Annotated in this window: 20 protein-coding genes; 11 read left to right on the forward strand and 9 right to left on the reverse strand. The window is 34.3% G+C overall.

Translation table 11 applies throughout. From position 1 onward, the window contains the following. Positions 1-604: 604 nt before the first annotated feature. From ABWH96_RS00850 to ABWH96_RS00880, 7 genes are all read right to left on the reverse strand, one after another. The gene (locus ABWH96_RS00850; RefSeq protein WP_375579655.1) at positions 605-1195 is read right to left on the reverse strand and encodes a hypothetical protein; all 591 of its coding nucleotides are present in this window, start codon (positions 1193-1195) and stop codon (positions 605-607) included. 185 nt (positions 1196-1380) lie between these two features. After that, a complete protein-coding gene (locus ABWH96_RS00855; RefSeq protein ID WP_375579656.1) occupies positions 1381-2052 on the reverse strand; it encodes a matrixin family metalloprotease in 672 nt (223 codons plus the stop codon). A gap of 135 nt (positions 2053-2187) precedes the next feature. Then, on the reverse strand, positions 2188-2877 hold the full coding sequence (locus ABWH96_RS00860; protein WP_375579657.1) for an SGNH/GDSL hydrolase family protein: 690 nt from the start codon (positions 2875-2877) through the stop codon (positions 2188-2190). A 115-nt stretch (positions 2878-2992) separates the two neighbouring features. Further along, a complete protein-coding gene (locus ABWH96_RS00865; RefSeq protein WP_375579658.1) occupies positions 2993-3367 on the reverse strand; it encodes a DUF1801 domain-containing protein in 375 nt (124 codons plus the stop codon). Between the two features lie 78 nt (positions 3368-3445). Continuing rightward, positions 3446-5467 (reverse strand): M13 family metallopeptidase, encoded by a 2022-nt coding sequence (locus tag ABWH96_RS00870; RefSeq protein ID WP_375579659.1) that lies wholly within the window; start codon positions 5465-5467, stop codon positions 3446-3448. Between the two features lie 309 nt (positions 5468-5776). After that, a complete protein-coding gene (locus ABWH96_RS00875; RefSeq protein WP_375579660.1) occupies positions 5777-7612 on the reverse strand; it encodes a T9SS type A sorting domain-containing protein in 1836 nt (611 codons plus the stop codon). Positions 7613-7877: 265 nt separating this feature from the next. Then, positions 7878-8237 (reverse strand): MotA/TolQ/ExbB proton channel family protein, encoded by a 360-nt coding sequence (locus ABWH96_RS00880; RefSeq protein ID WP_375579661.1) that lies wholly within the window; start codon positions 8235-8237, stop codon positions 7878-7880. A 197-nt stretch (positions 8238-8434) separates the two neighbouring features. Here ABWH96_RS00880 and ABWH96_RS00885 point away from each other — a divergent pair, with 197 nt between their 5' ends. From ABWH96_RS00885 to ABWH96_RS00905, 5 genes are all read left to right on the forward strand, one after another. Further along, positions 8435-9442, forward strand: coding sequence for a sensor histidine kinase (locus ABWH96_RS00885; protein WP_375579662.1), 1008 nt, complete (start codon positions 8435-8437; stop codon positions 9440-9442). A 7-nt stretch (positions 9443-9449) separates the two neighbouring features. Further along, positions 9450-10127, forward strand: coding sequence for a LytR/AlgR family response regulator transcription factor (locus ABWH96_RS00890; protein ID WP_375579663.1), 678 nt, complete (start codon positions 9450-9452; stop codon positions 10125-10127). A gap of 51 nt (positions 10128-10178) precedes the next feature. Further along, positions 10179-10721, forward strand: coding sequence for a helix-turn-helix transcriptional regulator (locus tag ABWH96_RS00895; protein ID WP_375579664.1), 543 nt, complete (start codon positions 10179-10181; stop codon positions 10719-10721). Between the two features lie 100 nt (positions 10722-10821). Continuing rightward, positions 10822-11874, forward strand: coding sequence for a hypothetical protein (locus ABWH96_RS00900; protein WP_375579665.1), 1053 nt, complete (start codon positions 10822-10824; stop codon positions 11872-11874). Positions 11875-11926: 52 nt separating this feature from the next. Further along, positions 11927-12265 carry a hypothetical protein gene (locus ABWH96_RS00905; RefSeq protein ID WP_375579666.1) on the forward strand — a complete coding sequence of 113 codons (339 nt, stop codon included), beginning with the start codon at positions 11927-11929 and terminating at the stop codon, positions 12263-12265. Between the two features lie 34 nt (positions 12266-12299). Here ABWH96_RS00905 and ABWH96_RS00910 read toward each other — a convergent pair whose 3' ends face one another. Next, a complete protein-coding gene (locus ABWH96_RS00910) occupies positions 12300-13967 on the reverse strand; it encodes a formate--tetrahydrofolate ligase (protein WP_375579667.1) in 1668 nt (555 codons plus the stop codon). Between the two features lie 199 nt (positions 13968-14166). Between ABWH96_RS00910 and ABWH96_RS00915 the strand changes: the two genes are divergently transcribed. The 6 genes from ABWH96_RS00915 (at position 14167) to ABWH96_RS00940 (ending at position 18892) form a co-directional block, all read left to right on the forward strand. After that, a complete protein-coding gene (locus ABWH96_RS00915) occupies positions 14167-14619 on the forward strand; it encodes a hypothetical protein (protein WP_375579668.1) in 453 nt (150 codons plus the stop codon). Between the two features lie 241 nt (positions 14620-14860). Further along, entirely contained in the window at positions 14861-15679 is an 819-nt protein-coding gene (locus ABWH96_RS00920; protein WP_375579669.1) for an SDR family oxidoreductase, read from the forward strand. Between the two features lie 43 nt (positions 15680-15722). Beyond that, the gene (locus ABWH96_RS00925; protein WP_375579670.1) at positions 15723-16034 is read left to right on the forward strand and encodes a DUF433 domain-containing protein; all 312 of its coding nucleotides are present in this window, start codon (positions 15723-15725) and stop codon (positions 16032-16034) included. 47 nt (positions 16035-16081) lie between these two features. Next, positions 16082-17260: a nitrate/nitrite transporter gene (locus tag ABWH96_RS00930; RefSeq protein ID WP_375579671.1), complete on the forward strand. Its 1179-nt coding sequence runs from the start codon at positions 16082-16084 to the stop codon at positions 17258-17260. A gap of 118 nt (positions 17261-17378) precedes the next feature. After that, positions 17379-18062: a hypothetical protein gene (locus tag ABWH96_RS00935; protein WP_375579672.1), complete on the forward strand. Its 684-nt coding sequence runs from the start codon at positions 17379-17381 to the stop codon at positions 18060-18062. Positions 18063-18160: 98 nt separating this feature from the next. After that, a complete protein-coding gene (locus ABWH96_RS00940; protein ID WP_375579673.1) occupies positions 18161-18892 on the forward strand; it encodes an NYN domain-containing protein in 732 nt (243 codons plus the stop codon). Positions 18893-18894: 2 nt separating this feature from the next. On the opposite strand, the gene ABWH96_RS00945 is transcribed toward ABWH96_RS00940, so the two are convergent. Beyond that, positions 18895-19566: a hypothetical protein gene (locus ABWH96_RS00945; protein ID WP_375579674.1), complete on the reverse strand. Its 672-nt coding sequence runs from the start codon at positions 19564-19566 to the stop codon at positions 18895-18897. Positions 19567-19671: the final 105 nt, after the last annotated feature.

The following is a 19671-nucleotide window of genomic DNA, read 5'->3' on the forward strand; positions in this document are numbered from 1 at the left end:
CATCCTTCAATCTCCTCAATATCATTCAACTTTATATAATCGACAATTAGTAAACTAGACAGAACTGCTTTAGAAATAGACTCCAAAGTAATATTATTTAATCCTCCATAATGAATATATACTTTTACCAAAGCCCCGGAAAAGTATCCGCCAAATCCTTAGAATCAAATTGCTTCCCTTTGGTCTGATCAAACTCAAAGTCAATGATCTCTGGAATTATACTTTTCGACTTTAATATATAAACCTCAGCTATCAAATCTTTAATAGTATCAGGTTTTAGATCTTTTACTGGAATATTTCTTATTATGTCTGGATTATTAACTGCATTATTAAATAAAACTTGACCTCTAGATACTAACCAACTACAAAATATATGGTATTCTGTAAAAATTTGAGAATGGGAAATTATTTGAATTGAAATCTATAATTTTTTTGAATTTGATCATCAATTTTTCTGCACTCAAAATAATGATAAATACCATACCCTATAGCTATAATAGTAGCAATAGCCAATAAGTCTAAATTAGGTTTGAAAAACTCTAAAAACTCCATCTCAATTATTAATTCATGTTTTTAGTGGAGTCATACACCTCTCCAAAAATCATCACTGAATACCAAAAGTAAGCCCTGCTTCAAGAATGAGTCCTCCTGGTGAAACTAATTGCAATACTTGTTTTTCGAATTGCGATAAAGTTGAACCATCTTTTACTTGCCAAGGCTGGTTTTTCAAAGCCACCGCATAACCAATATTTATGTTTAGGGTATTATATTTCCCAAACCACCAATTATAGCCCGCTTTTAAATTAAGGGTGCCGACACTTTCCATTCGCATATTCACTGTATTCGGTGAACCATTACCTGAATCAAACTCCATATCTATATCCTCTATGCCTGAAGATCTTGTCAAATTAATGCCGTAAGTAAAGCCGTGCCTATAAGATTGATCATAACGTAGCCCAATAGAAGTTCTGATTCCCCAGGTGCTTAACCCAAGGCCACCTTGTACAAAAAGTGTTTTATCAATGATGTAATTGCCAGAAATTCCTGCAAGCCCAGTAAAACTATTAATCCCAGTACCAAGCCCTAAATAAAATTTAGGTCGGTCATCATCATCAGGATCATAATATTTACCGTCCTGCGCTTTTATCTCTAAGGATAAAAAGATAATACATAAAAGGAGTAAGATTTTTTGCATAGGGTTTTATTGTTCTGTTAGACTTCTACTTTGGGTATTTTCAAAATAATTTACAAAACTATTCAAATAGTAATAATAACCTATTAAGCTATATGATTTTTTCGGAAAGCGGAAAGGCTAGCAAATATTAATCAGTAAAAATGAGGTATTAGTGGAATCCAACCACATTAAATGCATTTTTAAAATTACAAAGCAATTTCTTTCTCTAATTTTCTTCCATATATTTTAATAAGACCCACACTATCTCCTTGCTGTATTTTGTTATGTTTCTTATAAGTATCAGGATTCATAATATTATCTGATCGGACATGTCCTAAGCCTAAAGCATGTCCTATTTCATGCAACATGAAAACGTAAAATGATTCACAAGAATGCCCGTTTACTCTCGAGTTTATAATAATATTACCACTTATTTTTTCACATCGACCTGATTCAAAATTAGGAAAAGAAACAGCAGCCCTTTTATCTCCCATATCAGCAACAAAGAATTTAATGTCACTATCCAACTCATTTTGTTTCTTTACAAATTTTAAATTAGTAACTCCTTCATAGGCTCTAAAAGCCCTTTCTATTGATTGTTGCGAACATGGTATAAGTTGACTGAAGGATAAAGATATAAGGCTATCTTCAGTATGCGTGCTCACTTTTTGCCCTTTCGTTTGAAAGCTGTAACTAATGAGAATTGCGTTTTTATTAGTTTCGCTCTTTTTGTTATTGGTGAAATCAAACCCAAAAAGACAATAGGGTTCATTGCTATTCGAGCAGACTGCCATCATTTCATTGCATTCAGAATATTGGGAATTATTACAAGCAAAAAAGAGGAATGGAAGTAGAAGAATTGGTAAAACATTTTTCATGATTTGAATATACTAACCAATTTTTCAAAAAGGTAACTGCTCAGCTTTTAAATAAAAAAAAGTATATTTAATGCGCTTACAGGTTTAAAAATTGGTGATTAGCGATTCATAATACCATTGAAGTTTCACTACGATTCAGTCTTCTATCAATTCCAATACTTTTTGTAAAATCCTATCTGTCCAAAGGGAATACTGATAGCCACTGGGGTGCAAATTATCGCTAGCTAACGCTCCAGAAGAAGCACCTAGCTCACGGGATATGGAAGTAATATCAATAAAAGGGATGTCGGCATCCCTGCAGACTGATTTGGCATAATCGTTATATTGGTCTATTTCCCTGGCTATTGTTTCACTATTAGTGCTTCCAATAGGAGTTACGCCATAATCCGGAATGGAAACTACAAAGACATTTGCCTTACCACCTGCAATTTCAATCGCGGTTTGTAGAAGAGAGTCAAATTCAGATTCATACAAAGAAAATGGCCTGTCCTGATATTGATTATTCACTCCAATTAAAAGCGATACTAAATTGTATTCAGCTGAATCTACTTGATATGATTCTATTGCTCTTATCAGATCGCTTGTAGTCCAGCCTGATTGGGCAATTATTTCCACCCTCACGCCTAATGATGTCTCTTGTTCAATTTGCTGGCTTAATTGCACGGGCCAACGGTCGCTTACTGATACGCCCTGTCCGAAAGTGTAGGAGTCTCCTAGCGCTAAATAACTTACAGAAGTATCGATATTCGGGTCGTGTTTCACAATTTCATTGAGTTCATTCTCCTCCACCGTTCTTTCACATCCTGAAATTAGTATGGATGTCATGATTGCAAAAACATTAAAGATTAGAGTAGATCGTCTCATTTGTTAAAAACACAGATTAGTAATATTAGTTTTTACAAGGCTTGCTTTCACCCTACTTATAACTTACTTCAAAAGTTTAACACACTTTTCTCATTCGTTGATTATATTTCATTTCATCAAGCATTAAGGCTTCCTGAATAATTTCATAAACCTGATCCTTAGGGATTTCCTCCTCATTTGAAAAAGTGATTCCAGCTACTTGCTTCCTGCCTTTTGCTTCCAATAAACCTTGATGGTTTGATAATTCTTTACCCAATAAAAAAGCGAGTTCAACAGCATTATTTTTTATCGGGTTTAAATAACAAATCCAGGACTTGTGGTAATAAAAGGGAATTTTAAACCTGATTTTATCTTCTAGTTCTAATTGGTGCGCTAGTAGCTCATGAAAATAAAACATAATCTCTCTTTGCTCATTTTTCAGTTGGTTTATGAAGTCTTCAACATTCACCATTTTGTTGATCTTAGAAAATTTTGAAATAGAAAAAATGCGCAAGGACTAGAATTAAGCCCCTGCACCTCTAAAGTTATTTTACCAAACCGCTACTCTTTCCTCCTCAGGTAAAAACATTTTATCTTCCGGTTGAATGTCAAAAGCCTTATAAAAAGCTGGGATATTCATCAATGGACCATTCACTCGCCACATGGGTGGTGAATGTGAATTGGTTTTGATCCATAAGCGAAGATATTCCTCTTTCATTTTTACCCTCCAAATTTTTGCTAGTGACATAAAAAATCGCTGGTCTGGGGTAAAGCCATCTATTTTGGTGGTATCTTGTCCTTGCTTCGTCATCTTAAAGGCATCATATGCCACGGCTAAACCACTTAAGTCAGCAGTATTTTCGCCTACCGTCATGGCGCCATTAATGTGCAAAGTATCCAATACGGTAAAAGTATTGTAGAGATCTACCACAGCTTGCGTCCTGGCATTAAACTCATCATAATCGGACTTGGTCCACCAGTTATTTACATTACCATCCTTATCAAATTGCGCACCTTGATCATCAAATGAATGGGTGAGTTCATGCCCTATCACCATACCAATTCCTCCATAATTTAAAGCATCATCGGCTGCATAATCAAAATAAGGTGGCTGCAAAATTCCAGCTGGAAACACAATTTCATTTGCGGAAGGATTATAATAAGCGGTTACAGTCGAAGGTGTGGTGTACCACTCTTTTTTATCTACTGGCTGACCAAGTTTGGCTAAATTATAGTCATATTCAGCTTTTGAGGCTGAAAGTATATTAGCGAAATAATCATTAGAAACAATTTCTACATTACTATAATCTCTCCATTCATCTGGGTAACCAATTTTTTTAGTGATGGAGAATAATTTTTCCTTTGCTTTCACTTTTGTGCTATCCGTCATCCATTCTAATTGATCTATTCGGTTCGCATAAGCCTTCTGAGCATTTTCCAATAATTCCAGCATTCGTTCTTTAGCGGATTCAGGAAAATACTTTTTTACATATAATTGCCCTAAAGCTTCACCTAGCATATTATCCACAGAACTCGCCATTTTTTCTCCTCTTGTTTTTTGCACAGATTGGCCAGAAATTACTTTAGTATAAGCAAATTCAGCATCTACAAAATCCTTACTTAAATTGTCTGCATAATTCCTCATAGTGGTGGCCTTTAGATAAAGCTTCCAATCTTCTAAGGGAATGCTAGTCAACAGCTCATTCAGTTTTTCATAGTAATCGGGTTGCCCCACATCTACAGAATCTGTCTCGGCACCCATTTCTTTAAGCAATTGGCTCCAGCCAATATTGGGGTGCATTTCATTTAAATCTTCAACTGAAAATTTATTGTAATTGGCTTTCACATCCCTAAGCTCTACTCGGGTTCTATGTGATTCTGCTATTTGCTTTTCAATTTCATAAATGGTTTCAGCATTTTTCTCGGCTTGTTCAACATCCTTTCCGCTTAGTTCAAATAGCTTAGTCAGATATTTTTTATATGCTTTTTGTATTCCTACAGTAGATGAATTGTCTTCGAAGTAATAATCTCTGTTAGGAAGACCTATTCCAGTTTGATAAGCATGGGCAATATTGAGTTTACTGTTTCTGTCATCTGGCCCAACATAAAAACCTATGATAGAATTATTCTGCTGCTTTGCTTGCGAAGCTACATAACTCATCAAAGCCGGGACATTATTTATAGCTTCAATTTTAGAGAGTATGGGTTGAATCGGTTGATACCCTTTTTTATTGATGGTTGCGGTATCCATTCCCGAAGCATAAAAATCACCTACTTTTTGTTCTATTCTTCCTTTAGCATTATTCAGCTGAGATACGCTATCCAATAGGTTTTGAAGTCGTAATCTTTGTGGATAATTCATAAAACGATAAGCACCAACTCCTGCTTGGGTTTCGGGAATAGTGGCAGAATCGTACCAAATTCCATTAACGTATTGGAAGAAATTATCCCCCGGATTTCGGGTTGAGTCTATTCCCTCAATTGCAACATATTTTGTGGATGTTTCTGGTTTTTGATCTGTACAACTAACTATGATTAGAAATGTAAAGATGAGTGTTAATAAGAATTTCATGTGTGTGTGATTGTGTATAGTATAATTGATATAACTTTAGAAGCTATCAAGTTAAGCATTTTTCATGATATAGCTAAAGTCTTAAATACTGTTAGTGAGTTATAAGGCTGCTTAAACGGGCGTATTCTGTAGGTGAGGAGAGATAGTAGAGAACCCTTTCTTCTGCAAGATTAATTTGTTAGCCTAATGACAGGGATTGTTATTTAGTAAGAAATGATATGGTAAAGAATTTACCAACCTAAGCAAATAGCGATAAAGTGCGAATTAAAAACCACGAGAATATTGCTCTCGTGGTTTAAAAATAAATGGCTATTCCTTTACAATTCTTTTTATGGTCTTCCTTCCATTGAGGTTAATGTTGCAAATGTAAACACCTTTGTCCCAAGAGGTAATATCAACCTTCAATTTTTCTTCTTTTGATCTAGAATTATATACTTCCTTACCTGAAAAATTAGTGATACTTATAGAGACCTCACTCAACATTTCTTCTTTTGAAAAGTCAAGCATTACATAGTCTTTGGCGGGATTAGGGAATATATCTACAGTAAGTTCGTCTGGATCTTCCTGATTAATATTTCCATTCAAATCGATGGGTTCACGTGCAATTTCAATTATGTCATCATCTACTCCTATAATTTCTCTTTCACAGCATGCCACTTTGAAGAAAATATCCACTGCATCCCAGTCTGGCCCTACTGCCAATCTGAATTTATAAACTTTGTTAGGTCGCAATTGATAGCCTTGTGGTAAAAAGTCAGTAATATCAATATCATTAGGAGCCTGACCATAACTTACCCATGCAGAATGTAGTACATTAATATCTGTCCAATTCATAAGATCAAATTCGGAAAGGCCAACAAAATAACGATCCTCATTGCAACTTGCTGTTCCATCTACCAATAGGTCATCTACCAAGCATAATTCAGCCACCTCAATCGGTCCATACATTGAATTTAACTCCAACATTTGGTTTGGATATCTGAATTCTGCTGCAGCTGTAGAGCTACTTCCTATTTCACATTCAGAACAATTGAAGACCTGATAATAAGGTTTTCTGATAGTGTGCATATTGGTGCCTTGATTGCTTTTGTCTCCCGCAATAATAAATTGGCAATTGTTAAAAGCAGGAGCCCAAGAACCATTTATGTTTCCATCCTCTTGATAATTACGAACCAAACTATTGTTGGCGTCATACAATCTGGCAAAGGCTCTCGAATTACTAGTCCAAGAAAGAAGTAATTTATCATTAGCATCAACATTGACTTTTGCTATTGTCTTTGGACTTAGTGTTGCCGTGCTATTTCCTGAGATTTTTTTGACCCCTGAAAGCCCATTTACATAGAAAACATCACCGTTTTCCCTTAAAGCCACCTGATGTGAATTGTTTACCGCTAAGCTCATCCTTTTGAATCCGCCATAAAAGGAGTAGCTATTGGTGACAGTTGAATTAGCAGGTGAAGCAGCATTGTAATTATACTTTTTTATATCTGCCAAATTGCTAGAGGATATACCTTTTGAATAGCCGATTAAAATATAACCATCGTTGTAATCCATTGAATGTGCTCTAAGATTATAAGCGGGATGAATGCTTGTCACATAATCCACCGCAATTTCACCTTTGTAAGAAAGGCTAGTATTAAAGCTCTCTATCTTTAGTTTATCATTATCAAAGCGAGATACCAACACATCCATCTCCTCCGTTACCGCTAAATCTATAGCTGGATCACTATGGAAGTGATCTACAATCTTCAGACCTGTCTGAATTCCAGAAGTATTATATCTCTTTAGGACAAGTTTTGTATGAGCATCATAATCTTGGAATCCCAGAACATAGATCTTGTTATCTGAACTAATCTTAACTATACTTACACTTGATCCAAGATTAAAAACAGGAATATCCTGAACTAATGGTGAACCAAGGTTATCGAAAATAGTCATAAAAGTACCTGGGGAGCCAGAGCTCACAGACATAGGGGCATTCTCATTTCCGTAGGTTACCACTATATAGTCATCATTTAAATCACTATCAACATTCCAGTGTGATTGTGTATAGCCTGATACGGGTGCCGAAGGGGTAACCACTAATTGCGCTGTGCCCGATGTGGCAAATAATAGGGCAATGAAAAGTAAAATGTAAGTTTTCATAATTGTTGAATTTATTGGGTGAAAAATTTATTTAATGAAGAGATTCCTCTCTTCGGTTTTGATTGCAATCACCCTTATATCAACAATGCTTGTTTTTGTTACCCTTGTTAGGAATTTATTTCTTAAAGATTACTATGGTTTTAGAGGCTAAAAGGAGGGGTGTTTTGGAGAAATGGAAACAAAAAAAGCACGCAAATTAATGCGTGCTTAAAGTTTAAAATGTTCAATAATTCATGAGACAAATTATTTATTAATCTTAAACGGCTTATTTTTGAGTGAACTGAAATATAATTTTAAACAGCTTAGCGAGTAGAAAAATAAATATTCCATAGACTGTGGTATAAGAAGAAATTTTTAATCCCCCTGCTAAAATGCCTTGAGAAACTTCTCCCATTTCTTCTAGGGCTTGAAATGCAGCTAAAAGCCCAACCAACTGGCCTAAAATGCCAAGTACCAAGGCAAACAATGCTATGTCTTGAGATATTTTCAGCCATTTATTAGCTTTAATATTGTCGGCTCTATTTTTAAAAGTTAAAACTGATGTTACAATTACTCCTAACAACAAAAGGAAAAGAACGGACATAAATTCTATACCTCCCTCAATGTGAAATTCAATAAAGTTCATACTTTTTGTTTTTTGGTGATATGCAATGGTATTACCTTTTCCGTTAAAAATTTTTAATTATCGATGGTTGGCATTTTTTTACAGATAGAAAACATAAATGCAGTACTGTAAGGTAAATTTTGTATTCTGCCTACCTTAAACAGTAATTGGTCGATAAAAAATGCATCTTATCTGAAGATGCTTAAATTTACTTTTTGATGAAACAGAAATATTTCTACCATATTATTTTTTGGCTTCTTTCCTTTGTGCTCTGCTCTTTCCTGCTCAGTTATGATAACAATTGGTTGGAAGCACTGCTTTTAGGCTTAATATATATGCCAATTATTATTGCTGCGGCTTATCTAATTTCAGATTATTTAATTCCAACATTTTTACTGAAAGGCAAAAAGCTGAGGTTTATTCTCTATGTGGTTTACTTGATTATTTCAGCCATTTTTTTAACAATTCTTATCAATACCGTGGTTTTAATAGTGATTGCAGATTACCAGTTCAAAATGATGCCCCCTGCCACGCGAGATATTGCCATTTTAAATACCGTTTTATTTTTAATTGTTTTTCTTTTTGTGGCTATCAGCAGTATTGAGAAATGGAGAAAAACTGAAAATGAAAAGAATGAAGCCCTCAAAAATATGGCAGAAGCCGAGCTTCGCTTTTTGAAAAGTCAGTTGAATCCTCATTTTTTATTCAATACAATGAATAATTTGTATGCCCTTTCCTTGAAGAAGTCGGATAAAGCGCCCGAATTAATTTTAAGGCTAAGCACTTTGCTCGAATATATACTGGAAAACAGCAAAAATGATCTGATTAGTTTATCTGATGAAATCAACACCTTAGAAGACTATATTTATGTGGAAAGTTTTCGCTTCGGTGATAGATTGATAATTGAAAAAACCATTCAAGTTCAAAGTCCAAAATTTATTAAAGTTCCTCCACTTATCTTGATTACTTTAATGGAAAATTGCTTTAAGCATGGTGGTAAAAACAATACAGAAAAATTATCTGTCATTTATTCAATCCATGAAACTGATGATAAATTAAAAATCTTTTTTTCTAATAATTTTATTCAAAGTGAACATAATCCAAAAGCAATTGGACTCAAAAATATTGAAAGTCAATTAGATTATATTTATAAAGAAAATTACGACTTGAAAAAGACTGTAGAGGAAAAAACATTTAAAATTGAAATCACTATTCCTTTAAAATGAAAATGATTTGAAAACCTGGAAATGTATCATAGCGGATGATGAACCTTTAGCACGTGAATTAATCAGCGATTATGTTGCTAAAGTTCCCTTTCTAGATTTGAAAGGTATTTTCACCAATGCTTGGGAAGTACGAGATTTCTTACAGAAAAACACTGTTGATTTATTATTTATAGATATCGAAATGCCTGGTCTGGACGGGTTGACATTTATTAAAAGCTATAATATTCAGCCCAAAGTGATTTTTATAACAGCACATCGAAAATATGCAGTGGAAGCTTTTGAGGTAAAAGCATTGGACTATCTGCTCAAGCCCATTTCATTTGAGCGATTTCTGAAATCAGTAAATGAGTTAGATACCAAAAACACTGAAGCAAACCTAAGGTCAAATCATATATTTATTTCCATCGATCGTCAACAACAAAAAATTCAGTTAGATAAGATTATGTATATAGAATCTAAAGGAGATTATCTCAGTTTTGTATTGGAAGATGATAAACCGCTAATCAGCAAAATGACATTGAAAGCTATTCTTGAACAATTGCCCGAAAACTTCACTCAAATCCATCGTTCTTTTATAATTAATCAAAATAAAATAAGTGCTTTCCAAAAAGATAAAGTGAAAGTAGGGGAAGAGTGGCTGACAATTTCCAGATCATTTAGGAATGATATCCATTTCGGAGAATAAGAAATGAAAATAGACCAGTAAAAGAGAAATGTGACTAACTATAAATGAATAATGAATTATAAAGTTGATACTGATTTTTTCTTTGTTTTCTCCCTACTGTTTTTGGGTGCAATAGCTTTATTTGTTTTTGTATATGTTGCCCTACAATATTATTTTCGATTAAAAACGCACCAAAGAAGAGCTCTTCGTACGAAAAGAAAACAGGAAAACTACAAGCAAATAGAAAGTAAATATGCTAAGCGAAAACTTTCAAAGTTGACTGCAAATAATCAGAAACTTAAAATTAATTTGAAAAATGATTTGGAGCATATCCTAAAATCTGATGAAAACAAATTCGATCATTTACCTTCATTCTTCTCAAACTTTGAGACTATCTATCCAACTTTTGGACAAACTCTTAAGAAAATCATTGCTGACATTACAGCGAATGAGCTAAAGCTTTGTGCTTTCTTAAGACTAAACTTAAGTTCTAAGGAAATTAGCATGCTTTTAAATATCACACCAGAAAGTGTTAATAAAGCGAGATACCGATTAAGGAAAAAACTGAAAATGAATTCAAAAGATGACCTAATTATTTTTCTTTCAACTATTTAGTAATCAATAAATTAAGTCACTGTCCATCGTTTGTCTATTACTGTTTTTTTGAACTACTCCATTTAATCAATTCATTTGTTTTAAAACAAATTTAGAACATATGAGAATTTTAGAAATCATTTTATTGATCACCATTACGGTTTTACCTTTTTACATTTCAACTAAGAAATTTCCTTCGAATAAAAAGGTATTGCTAAGTATAATAGGAGCTTTGCTTGTTTTACATTTCCTCATAGAGGGTTATAGATGGCAAATGATCCCTGCTTATTTAACAATCCTGATTTTAGCATGGTGCATTTCCAAAGAGTACTCCTTTTTTAAAGGGGGCTGGTTTAGAAAAGCAATTAGCGGATTAGCATTAATTATCCTATTGTTTTTAGGTTGGATCTTGCCTTACCTCTTACCCGTTTTTGATTTACCTGAAACAACAGGTAAGTATAAAGTGGGGGCTCAAGATATCCATTTAATTACTAATCAGGATGAACCGATTACGCTGGAAAAAGGAGATAAAAGAGAATTGATGATTAAAGCCTGGTATCCAGCCAAAATCAATAATGAAGAAAAGGAAGGATTTCTTAATCAAGCAGAAAGAATTGGTTTTGCAGTAAAATATGGTTTACCAACCTCTATTTTTAATTATTTAGATCATGTAAACACCAATACTTTTGTTAATCCTGCTGTTGAAGATGGGAAATTTCCTGTTCTTATTTTTTCACACGGACAATATTCAAATGCAACAGGTTATTATTCCATATTAGAAGAAATAGTCAGTCATGGATATATCGTACTCAACATTAATCATACTTATGAAAGTGTGGGTTCATTATTTCCAAATGGAGAAATTAAATTATTTGATAAAGCTTGGGACAAGAAGAATATCAATGAAGAGATGGCCCAGATGGCATGGAATCTTAAACAAAACTATAAAAAGGCCACTACTTTTGAAGAAAAATTAAAAGTGTCTGAAAATGCTATTCGTAATTATGTAGCTGCTGAAATCACCCTTCGATGGAGTAATGATATCAGTTCAGTAATTGATGAAATCAATAATTGGAATAAAACCTCTTTCTTAGCTAATCATATGGATACTTCTAAAATTGGTGCATTCGGCCATTCGCAAGGAGGTGCAGCAGCTGGTCAAGCTTCTTCTTGATGATAACAGGCTAAAGGCAGGAATGAATATAGATGGTGTTCAGTGGGGTCCAATGATTGATACAGTGCTAACAAAACCATTTACTTACCTTGCCTCCGAATGGCCAAGTACCCTTCCTGATCTAAATGCGCTTATATTTCACAATGGGACTCTTTCCGATTTCTATAATGCAACAATACCGAACTCGGGTCACTCGAATTTCATGGATGTCCCGCTTATGATTAACATACCTGTGGTTAATGAAGCAGGTTCCATAAAATCCGAAAAGGCTTATGCAATCACTACGGATTTTGTAGTCAGCTTTTTTGATAAATATTTATTAGATAAACCAGTTGAGATAATGGACTTAAAAAGTGAATATCCTGGGCTTGAATTAACTAAAGAGAATTAATTTTAGGTAGAGACGCAATGCATTGCGTCTCTACCTAAAATAACCCCGTAATTCTACCCTCCTCATTCACATCAATTTGCTCAGAAGCGGGGTGAGCTGGCAAGCCAGGCATTCGCATAATTGTTCCGGTTATAGGTATAATAAATCCTGCACCTGCGGCAATTTCTATTTCTCGAACTGTTATTACAAAATCTTTTGGTCTTCCTAACAGCTTTTGATTATCAGAAAGTGATTTTTCGGTTTTTGCCATGCAAATTGGAAGATTGCTCAATCCCAAATTTTCAATTCTTTTTAAATCTGCAATTGCTTTGGCTGCATATTCAACTCTTGTAGCACCATAAATTTCCTGAGCTATTTTGCTTATTTTATCCAATACTGGGCTATTCCAATCATATAAGGGTTTGAAATCAGATAGCTTAGCATCTACAGAATCTATGACTAATTGAGCCAAATCCAAGGCTCCTTTTCCTCCTTCTCCCCAAACATTGGTGGCAGCGGCTTGTATATTTTTCAAACGAGCAAATTCCAGCACCGCTTCAATTTCTTCATCCGAATCTGTATTGAATTTATTAATGGCAATAATAGGCGTTATTCCAAATTTCTGCACATTTTCTATATGCTTTTCCAGATTTGGAAATCCATTTTTTAATTGTGCTACATTCGGCTCTTTAAGCGCTGACAAATCCGCTCCGCCATGGTATTTTAAGGCCCGAATAGTTGCGGTGAGCACCACTACTTTTGGCTTTAGATTAGCTCTTTGGCATTTAATATCTAAGAATTTTTCACCCCCTAAATCAAAGCCAAAGCCTGCCTCAGTTACGGTGTATTCTGATAGTGACATTCCCATTTTGGTGGCAATCACCGTATTGGTTCCTTGAGCAATATTGGCAAAAGGACCACCATGAATAATAGCTGGATTACCTTCAATAGTTTGAACCAAATTAGGTTTGATGGCATCTTTAAGCAAAGCCGTCATAGCGCCTTCTGCTTTCAAGTCTCTGGCATAAATTGGTTTTTTATCAAAAGTATAGCCCACAAAAATATTTCCTAAGCGCTTTTTCAAATCTATCAGATCAGAAGAAAGACAAAGAATGGCCATGATTTCCGAAGCTGCCGTAATATCGAAACCCGTTTCTCTTGGGATTCCATTGGTTGTGCCTCCCAGTCCAACTACAATATTTCTCAAAGCACGATCATTCAAATCCATGACACGTTTCCAAGCAATTGTCCGTGGATCAATTCCCAATGAATTGGTCTTGCTTTGAAGGTTGTTGTCAATAATAGCCGAAAGCAAATTATTGGCTTTTTCGATAGCAGAGAAATCTCCTGTAAAGTGGAGGTTAATATCTTCCATCGGCAGCACTTGTGATTTTCCTCCTCCGGTTGCGCCTCCTTTCATTCCAAAAACAGGCCCAAGTGATGGCTCTCGTAAAACCACTGTGGTCTTCTTTCCCAACTGATTTAAGCCTTCTGAAAGACCGATTGACATGGTGGTTTTGCCTTCTCCTCCAGGAGTTGGTGAAATAGCTGAAACTAAAATCAAATTGCTTTGCTTAAGCTTGTCTTCATCAATCAGATCAAGTGGTAATTTAGCTTTGTATTTACCATACATTTCAAGGTCATCTACATTGAGTCCTAAATTTTCAGCAATTTGTTGAATGGGTTGTAACTTACTTTTATTGGCTATTTCTAAATCTGTCATGGTTTTGTTTTTAGAATACTAATTTACTGATCCGCAAAGATCAAAATCATGACGGATATCAGCTTAATAATTGATTTTAATTTTTTATAACACCGCTTACCGTGTCCCTCCTTTTTCTAGAAAGTATAATTTTTCAAAATCAACCTTTTTTTAGCATTAAGTGTCTATAACAGACAAATGAACCAAACGTTATAAGATAATGAAAAATACGATCCCTCTTTTTTTGATTGCTATGATACTGTTTTCTTGTAAGGAAGACGAAGTAAAGCCTCCTTTCGATAATATAGAATTTTACGAAAATCATGAAGCTGCTAACTGGACAAAAGAAACTGCGAAAGAGCATCTTCAAGGAAAATGGAAATTAATCTACATCTATTGTTGTTCTATGGCAACAAGTCAAGAATGGGCAAAAATAGAAGATGGATACTTTGAATTACAATTTGATGGAGATTCGATAAAAGTGTTTAGTGAAGGAAAGCTCGAACAAACCCAATATTGGGAGTTTAATGAGCACTATGAAGAAGTTTTTTATTTAGAAACAGCAGAACCTATTTCTAATACTTTTGGAACTCTATATTTTTCCGAAAATTATATGTTTTTTAATAGCTCTCCTTATGATGGGCCAGATAATTATTTTGAAAAAGTTGAATAGAAACTACAAAGTATAAAAATTTCCTCAACCATTTCTCTCAAAATAAGTAAGAAGTTTTTTATTTAGAAACAGCAGAACCTATTTCTAATACTTTTGGAACTCTATATTTTTCCGAAAATTATATGTTTTTTAATAGCTCTCCTTATGATGGGCCAGATAATTATTTTGAAAAAGTTGAATAGAAACTACAAAGTATAAAAATTTCCTCAACCATTTCTCTCAAAATAAGTTGGGTATTGTTATGAGCAATACAAAAACCATCGCTATAACAGGAGCTACATCAGGAATTGGATTGGCTACTTCGGAAGAACTATTAAAAAAAGGACATCACTTAATTTTCTTAGTCCGAAATACGGAAAAAGCCCAGGAGATAATTGCCAATTGGAATAATAAAGAAAATGTCAGCATTATAAAATGCGATTTAGCGGATCTAAAATCAGTAAGAAAAGCAGGTGAAGAACTATTGCAGAAAACAGAAAATCTGGATGTGTTAATTAATAATGCGGGTGGCACATTTAATGAGCGTTTGGAAAGCAAAGATGGATTTGAATTACATTTGGCAGTAAATCATTTAGGTCACTTTTTACTTGCCAAAATATTGATGCCATTGCTCCAAAAATGCAATACCAAAGTAATTAATGTTAGCTCAGAAGCGCATAGAGCTGGAAACCCTAATTGGTCTGATTTGAATTTAAAGAAAAAGTATTCCACTATAATGGGATATGGAAACGCTAAATTATACAATATCCTTTTCACAAAATCATTGGCAGATAAAGGTTTAACTTCTTACGCACTTCACCCAGGTATAATTGATTCAGGTTTCGGAAATTCATTACCAGGCTTCTTTAAATTGATGTGGAAATTAGGAAAACCCTTTATGAAAACCACTCGAGAAGGTGCATCAACCTCCATCTATTTGGCAACTAATGATTTGTCGGCAGATAAAAACGGAAAATATTTTAAGAATATGAAAGTGAAGAGTGCTTCCCCCATTGCGAATAGCAAAGCCGCAAGAAATAGACTTTGGGAAGAAAGTGAGAAGATGGTGGAGGGGTATTAAATTATGAATTATGAATGTGCCTTTTTAGTTTGTATATTTAATTATGGAAGATTTAAATCAACATATTGAGATAAACCCTGCTATACAAAATGGTCCGCACGTATTTAGCGGTACCAGAGTTCCCGTTAAAACACTGTTTTGGCATTTAAAAAAGGGGATTTCAATTGATGAGTTTTTACTAGACTATCCAAGTGTCAAAAAGATCCAAATAAAAGGAGTTTTAAATCTTGTTCAAAAAATATTTTCATCGAATAAATTTGAATCAAATAATCTGGGAAAAGCTGAAAATTTTATAAATGAGTGGCCTGGATTTCTTTCAGTTGAGGATGTTGAAAAGCAAAGTCTGATTATTTAGAAGAAAAATATTCCTAAATCTGCCTCAAGATAAGTCTGTTTAAATCCATGTACCCACCTTCCCGTATTCTTCCCATCATCGTTTTCTCACAATTTTGTTGTACTTCCCTTTGGTTTGCGGGTAATGCGGTGATGCCGAATTTACTTTTGGATTTTAATTTGGCTCCAACGGCTTTAGGCAGTCTGACTTCTGCTGTGCAATTCGGATTCATCATGGGCACATTGGTTTTTGCAGTGCTTTCTGTAGCGGATAGGTTTTCTCCTTCTAAAGTCTTTTTCTTTTGTGCCATTATTGGAGCAGTTTTTAATTTAGGCGCTGTTTGGGAAGAAAATACTTTATGGAGTTTAATCAGTTTCCGATTTGCTACAGGTTTTTTCTTAGCGGGGATATATCCTGTTGGGATGAAAATCGCCTCTGATTATTATGAAAAGGGTTTGGGCAAATCTTTGGGATTTTTGGTAGGGGCTTTGGTTTTAGGAACAGCCTTTCCACATCTTCTCAAACAGCTGACTCAAAATATTGATTGGCAATTGGTTATTTATATCACTACTGCTTTAGCTGTATTGGGCGGAATTTTGCTGTTTATATTAGTGCCAGATGGACCTTTTCAAAAAAGAAGTCAGAAGCCTGATTTTTCTGCATTCTTTCAAGTTTTTAAGAAAAAGGAATTTCGAGCATCCGCTTTTGGTTATTTCGGTCATATGTGGGAATTGTATGCTTTCTGGGCATTCGTGCCAGTTATCTTAATAGCTTATCAGGAGCTTCATGCCTCTGTAGAATTCAATGTTCCACTTTTATCTTTTATCATAATTGGAATTGGAAGTCTATCCTGTATAATTGGTGGATATATTTCAGAAAAGTATGGGACGAAAAAAACTGCTGGAACTTTTCTTCTGCTTTCGGGGATATGTTGTCTAATTTCTCCACTGATAATCCTTTACGCTCCAGCGGAAGTATTCATTTTCTTCCTAATTTTTTGGGGAATGGTGGTGATAGCTGATTCCCCACTTTTTTCAACCTTAGTTGCCACTCATGCACCTGCTGAAACAAAAGGCACGGCTTTAACCATAGTAAATTCCATTGGTTTTGCGATCACCATCATCAGTATTCAACTTTTAAATGTTCTCCGACTAGAAATTAATCCAATCTTTTTATACATTATTCTGGCAATTGGGCCTGCTTTAGGGTTGTTGAGTTTGTTCAAAGGAAAGATATCCATAAGCTAAACTCTAAATTGAAAATAGCAATTCAGTAGAAAATATGACTATAAAACTATATTTTCTTGCATTCTTAATAAATCAGACGTATTCTTAAATTTAGAAAAACAGACCAACCTTAAAAGAGATGGAAGAAAAGCCAAATAAGCAAAATAGTCTAGGTAAAACTGAAAAAAAGCCAGCCAAAAAACCCTATTATTATAAGAAAAAATATAAACCTCAACCTACAAAAAAGAAATTTTGGAATGCCGATAAAATAGTGAGTCTGTCAGCAATGGCGATTGCACTATTTACTTTAGTAGTTTTGCTGTATCAAAGTCATATATTGGATAAGCAGTATGAGCTAACGGTAAAACAGCAAAAAGCTTCAGTTCTTCCTTATATTCAATTATTTAATGGAGGTGGCGAGAATTGGTATTCCATAAAAATCCAAAATAAAGGCCTTGGCCCTGCTTTTATTAAAAACTTATATATTAAAGAAGGAGATTCAACTTTCTTCCATTATAATCTTTACGATTTTTATAAACAGCAAAATATTGATACAGTATATAACTATAATTCTGCTTCTGTATTTGACGGTCTTGTATTAAGTCCTGGAGAGGAATGGGAGCTATTTTCAGCAGGAGACGGCAGCTCTGGCTTAGCTAAAATTTCTAGCTTTTTTGATATGTACTTTGGGAGAGGCTCAAAGATACTTTTCATTGAATACGAATCTGTATTTGGAGATACATGGATTTCAACATCAGGGCTTGAAAACAAGACCAAGGAGGAATATGGAGACTTTGATGTCTTCTATGATCTGGTTGAATAATCATATTACAGTATAGCAATAGTGTTAGATAAATTGCTCATTCACCAACTAATTTTCATTTAAGCAGTACAAGGATAGTAGTATCTAAAACTTATAAAATGGACATTAATTTAGCAGTATTAATTGATGGAGATAATATTCCCTCTGCCAATGTGAAGGAAATGATGGAAGAGATAGCGAAATATGGTAACCCAACCATCAAAAGAATTTATGGTGATTGGACTAAACCTAATCTTAGCAAATGGAAAAATCTGTTGTTGGAAAATGCCATTACGCCCATTCAGCAATACGGCTATACCACTGGGAAAAATGCCACGGATTCAGCCATGATCATTGATGCAATGGATATCCTATATTCTGAAAAAGTAAATGGGTTTTGCTTAGTTTCGAGCGATAGTGATTTCACTCGTTTGGCAACCCGACTTAGGGAAGCTGGTATGAAAGTTTATGGCATAGGAGAAAAGAAAACCCCTAACCCATTTATAGTGGCTTGCGATAAGTTTATTTATATAGAAATCCTTAATAATCAGACTGAAGAAAGGGAAAGTACCGAATCAAAACCAAAAGCCACTGTAGATAAGGTCACCCCAAAAGACATTAAGCTGATTACCAGCACTATTTCTGATTTAGCAGATGAGGATGGATGGGCGTTTTTAGGAGATGTTGGAAATCTGCTCCAAAAGAAACAACCAAATTTTGATTCTAGGAATTATGGTTTTGCAAAGCTGACTCCTTTGTTAAAATCACTTAAACAATTTGAAATTGAAGAAAGAATTGGTACTAAAAACCATTTGAAACTGGTTTATGTGAGGTTAAAGAAAAAGAAATAGTTTTACTTTATTTCCTCCAGTCTCTTTTTATAAGTCTCTACTATTGCTTTAACTTTTTCTAATTCAATATATAATGAATCTATTGATGTTTTTAAACTTTGAAGATTTTGAGAATATTGAGTAGAATCACTTCTCAATTCCACTAGCTTTTCATTGGTTTTATCAAAATTTCTCTGATTTTTACGCTCATCTTTTTTCAGATTTTCAAATTCTTTACTCAGGTAAGTTGCCGCCTGTTCCGATTCATCAATCTTCTTTTGAGCAAAATCCGTTCTCATTTTGATATTGAATTTGTAAATGAATTCTTCCATGGCATTTTGCAATTCAGAATATATATCCTTTGGAATTCCCTGAGGATCTATTCCTGCCCAAATAGTGCTTTGCTCTTTATTTCCATTTATTTGGCTGTAAATTAGAATGTCATTTGCATAAATATCTGTTCTAAATGTTGTCTGGTAGGTTTTATGTGATTGCGTTTCCTCACTTTTACCAAAATCCTTTGAATATTCCTTCCAGCTATCCTCTGACTTTTCTTTTGAAAAAGGCAAATCAATTTCATATCCTTTTACATCTACCCCTAGAAGATAGTGTTCAGTTGCTACAGTTTGAAACTGAGCAAAGGATAAATTTAGATTAAAAATAAAAAAGGTGGATATTATGAAGTATCGTAACATATTAAATCAATTCTATTAAGCTATTAAACGCAAATATAAACATATTGGTATAGTTATTTACGATGATCAATTTACAATAATCAGGCCCAAAATATTTATACCAAA

This window comes from Marivirga tractuosa (genome assembly GCF_042140215.1).
Lineage (GTDB): Bacteria > Bacteroidota > Bacteroidia > Cytophagales > Cyclobacteriaceae > Marivirga > Marivirga tractuosa_A.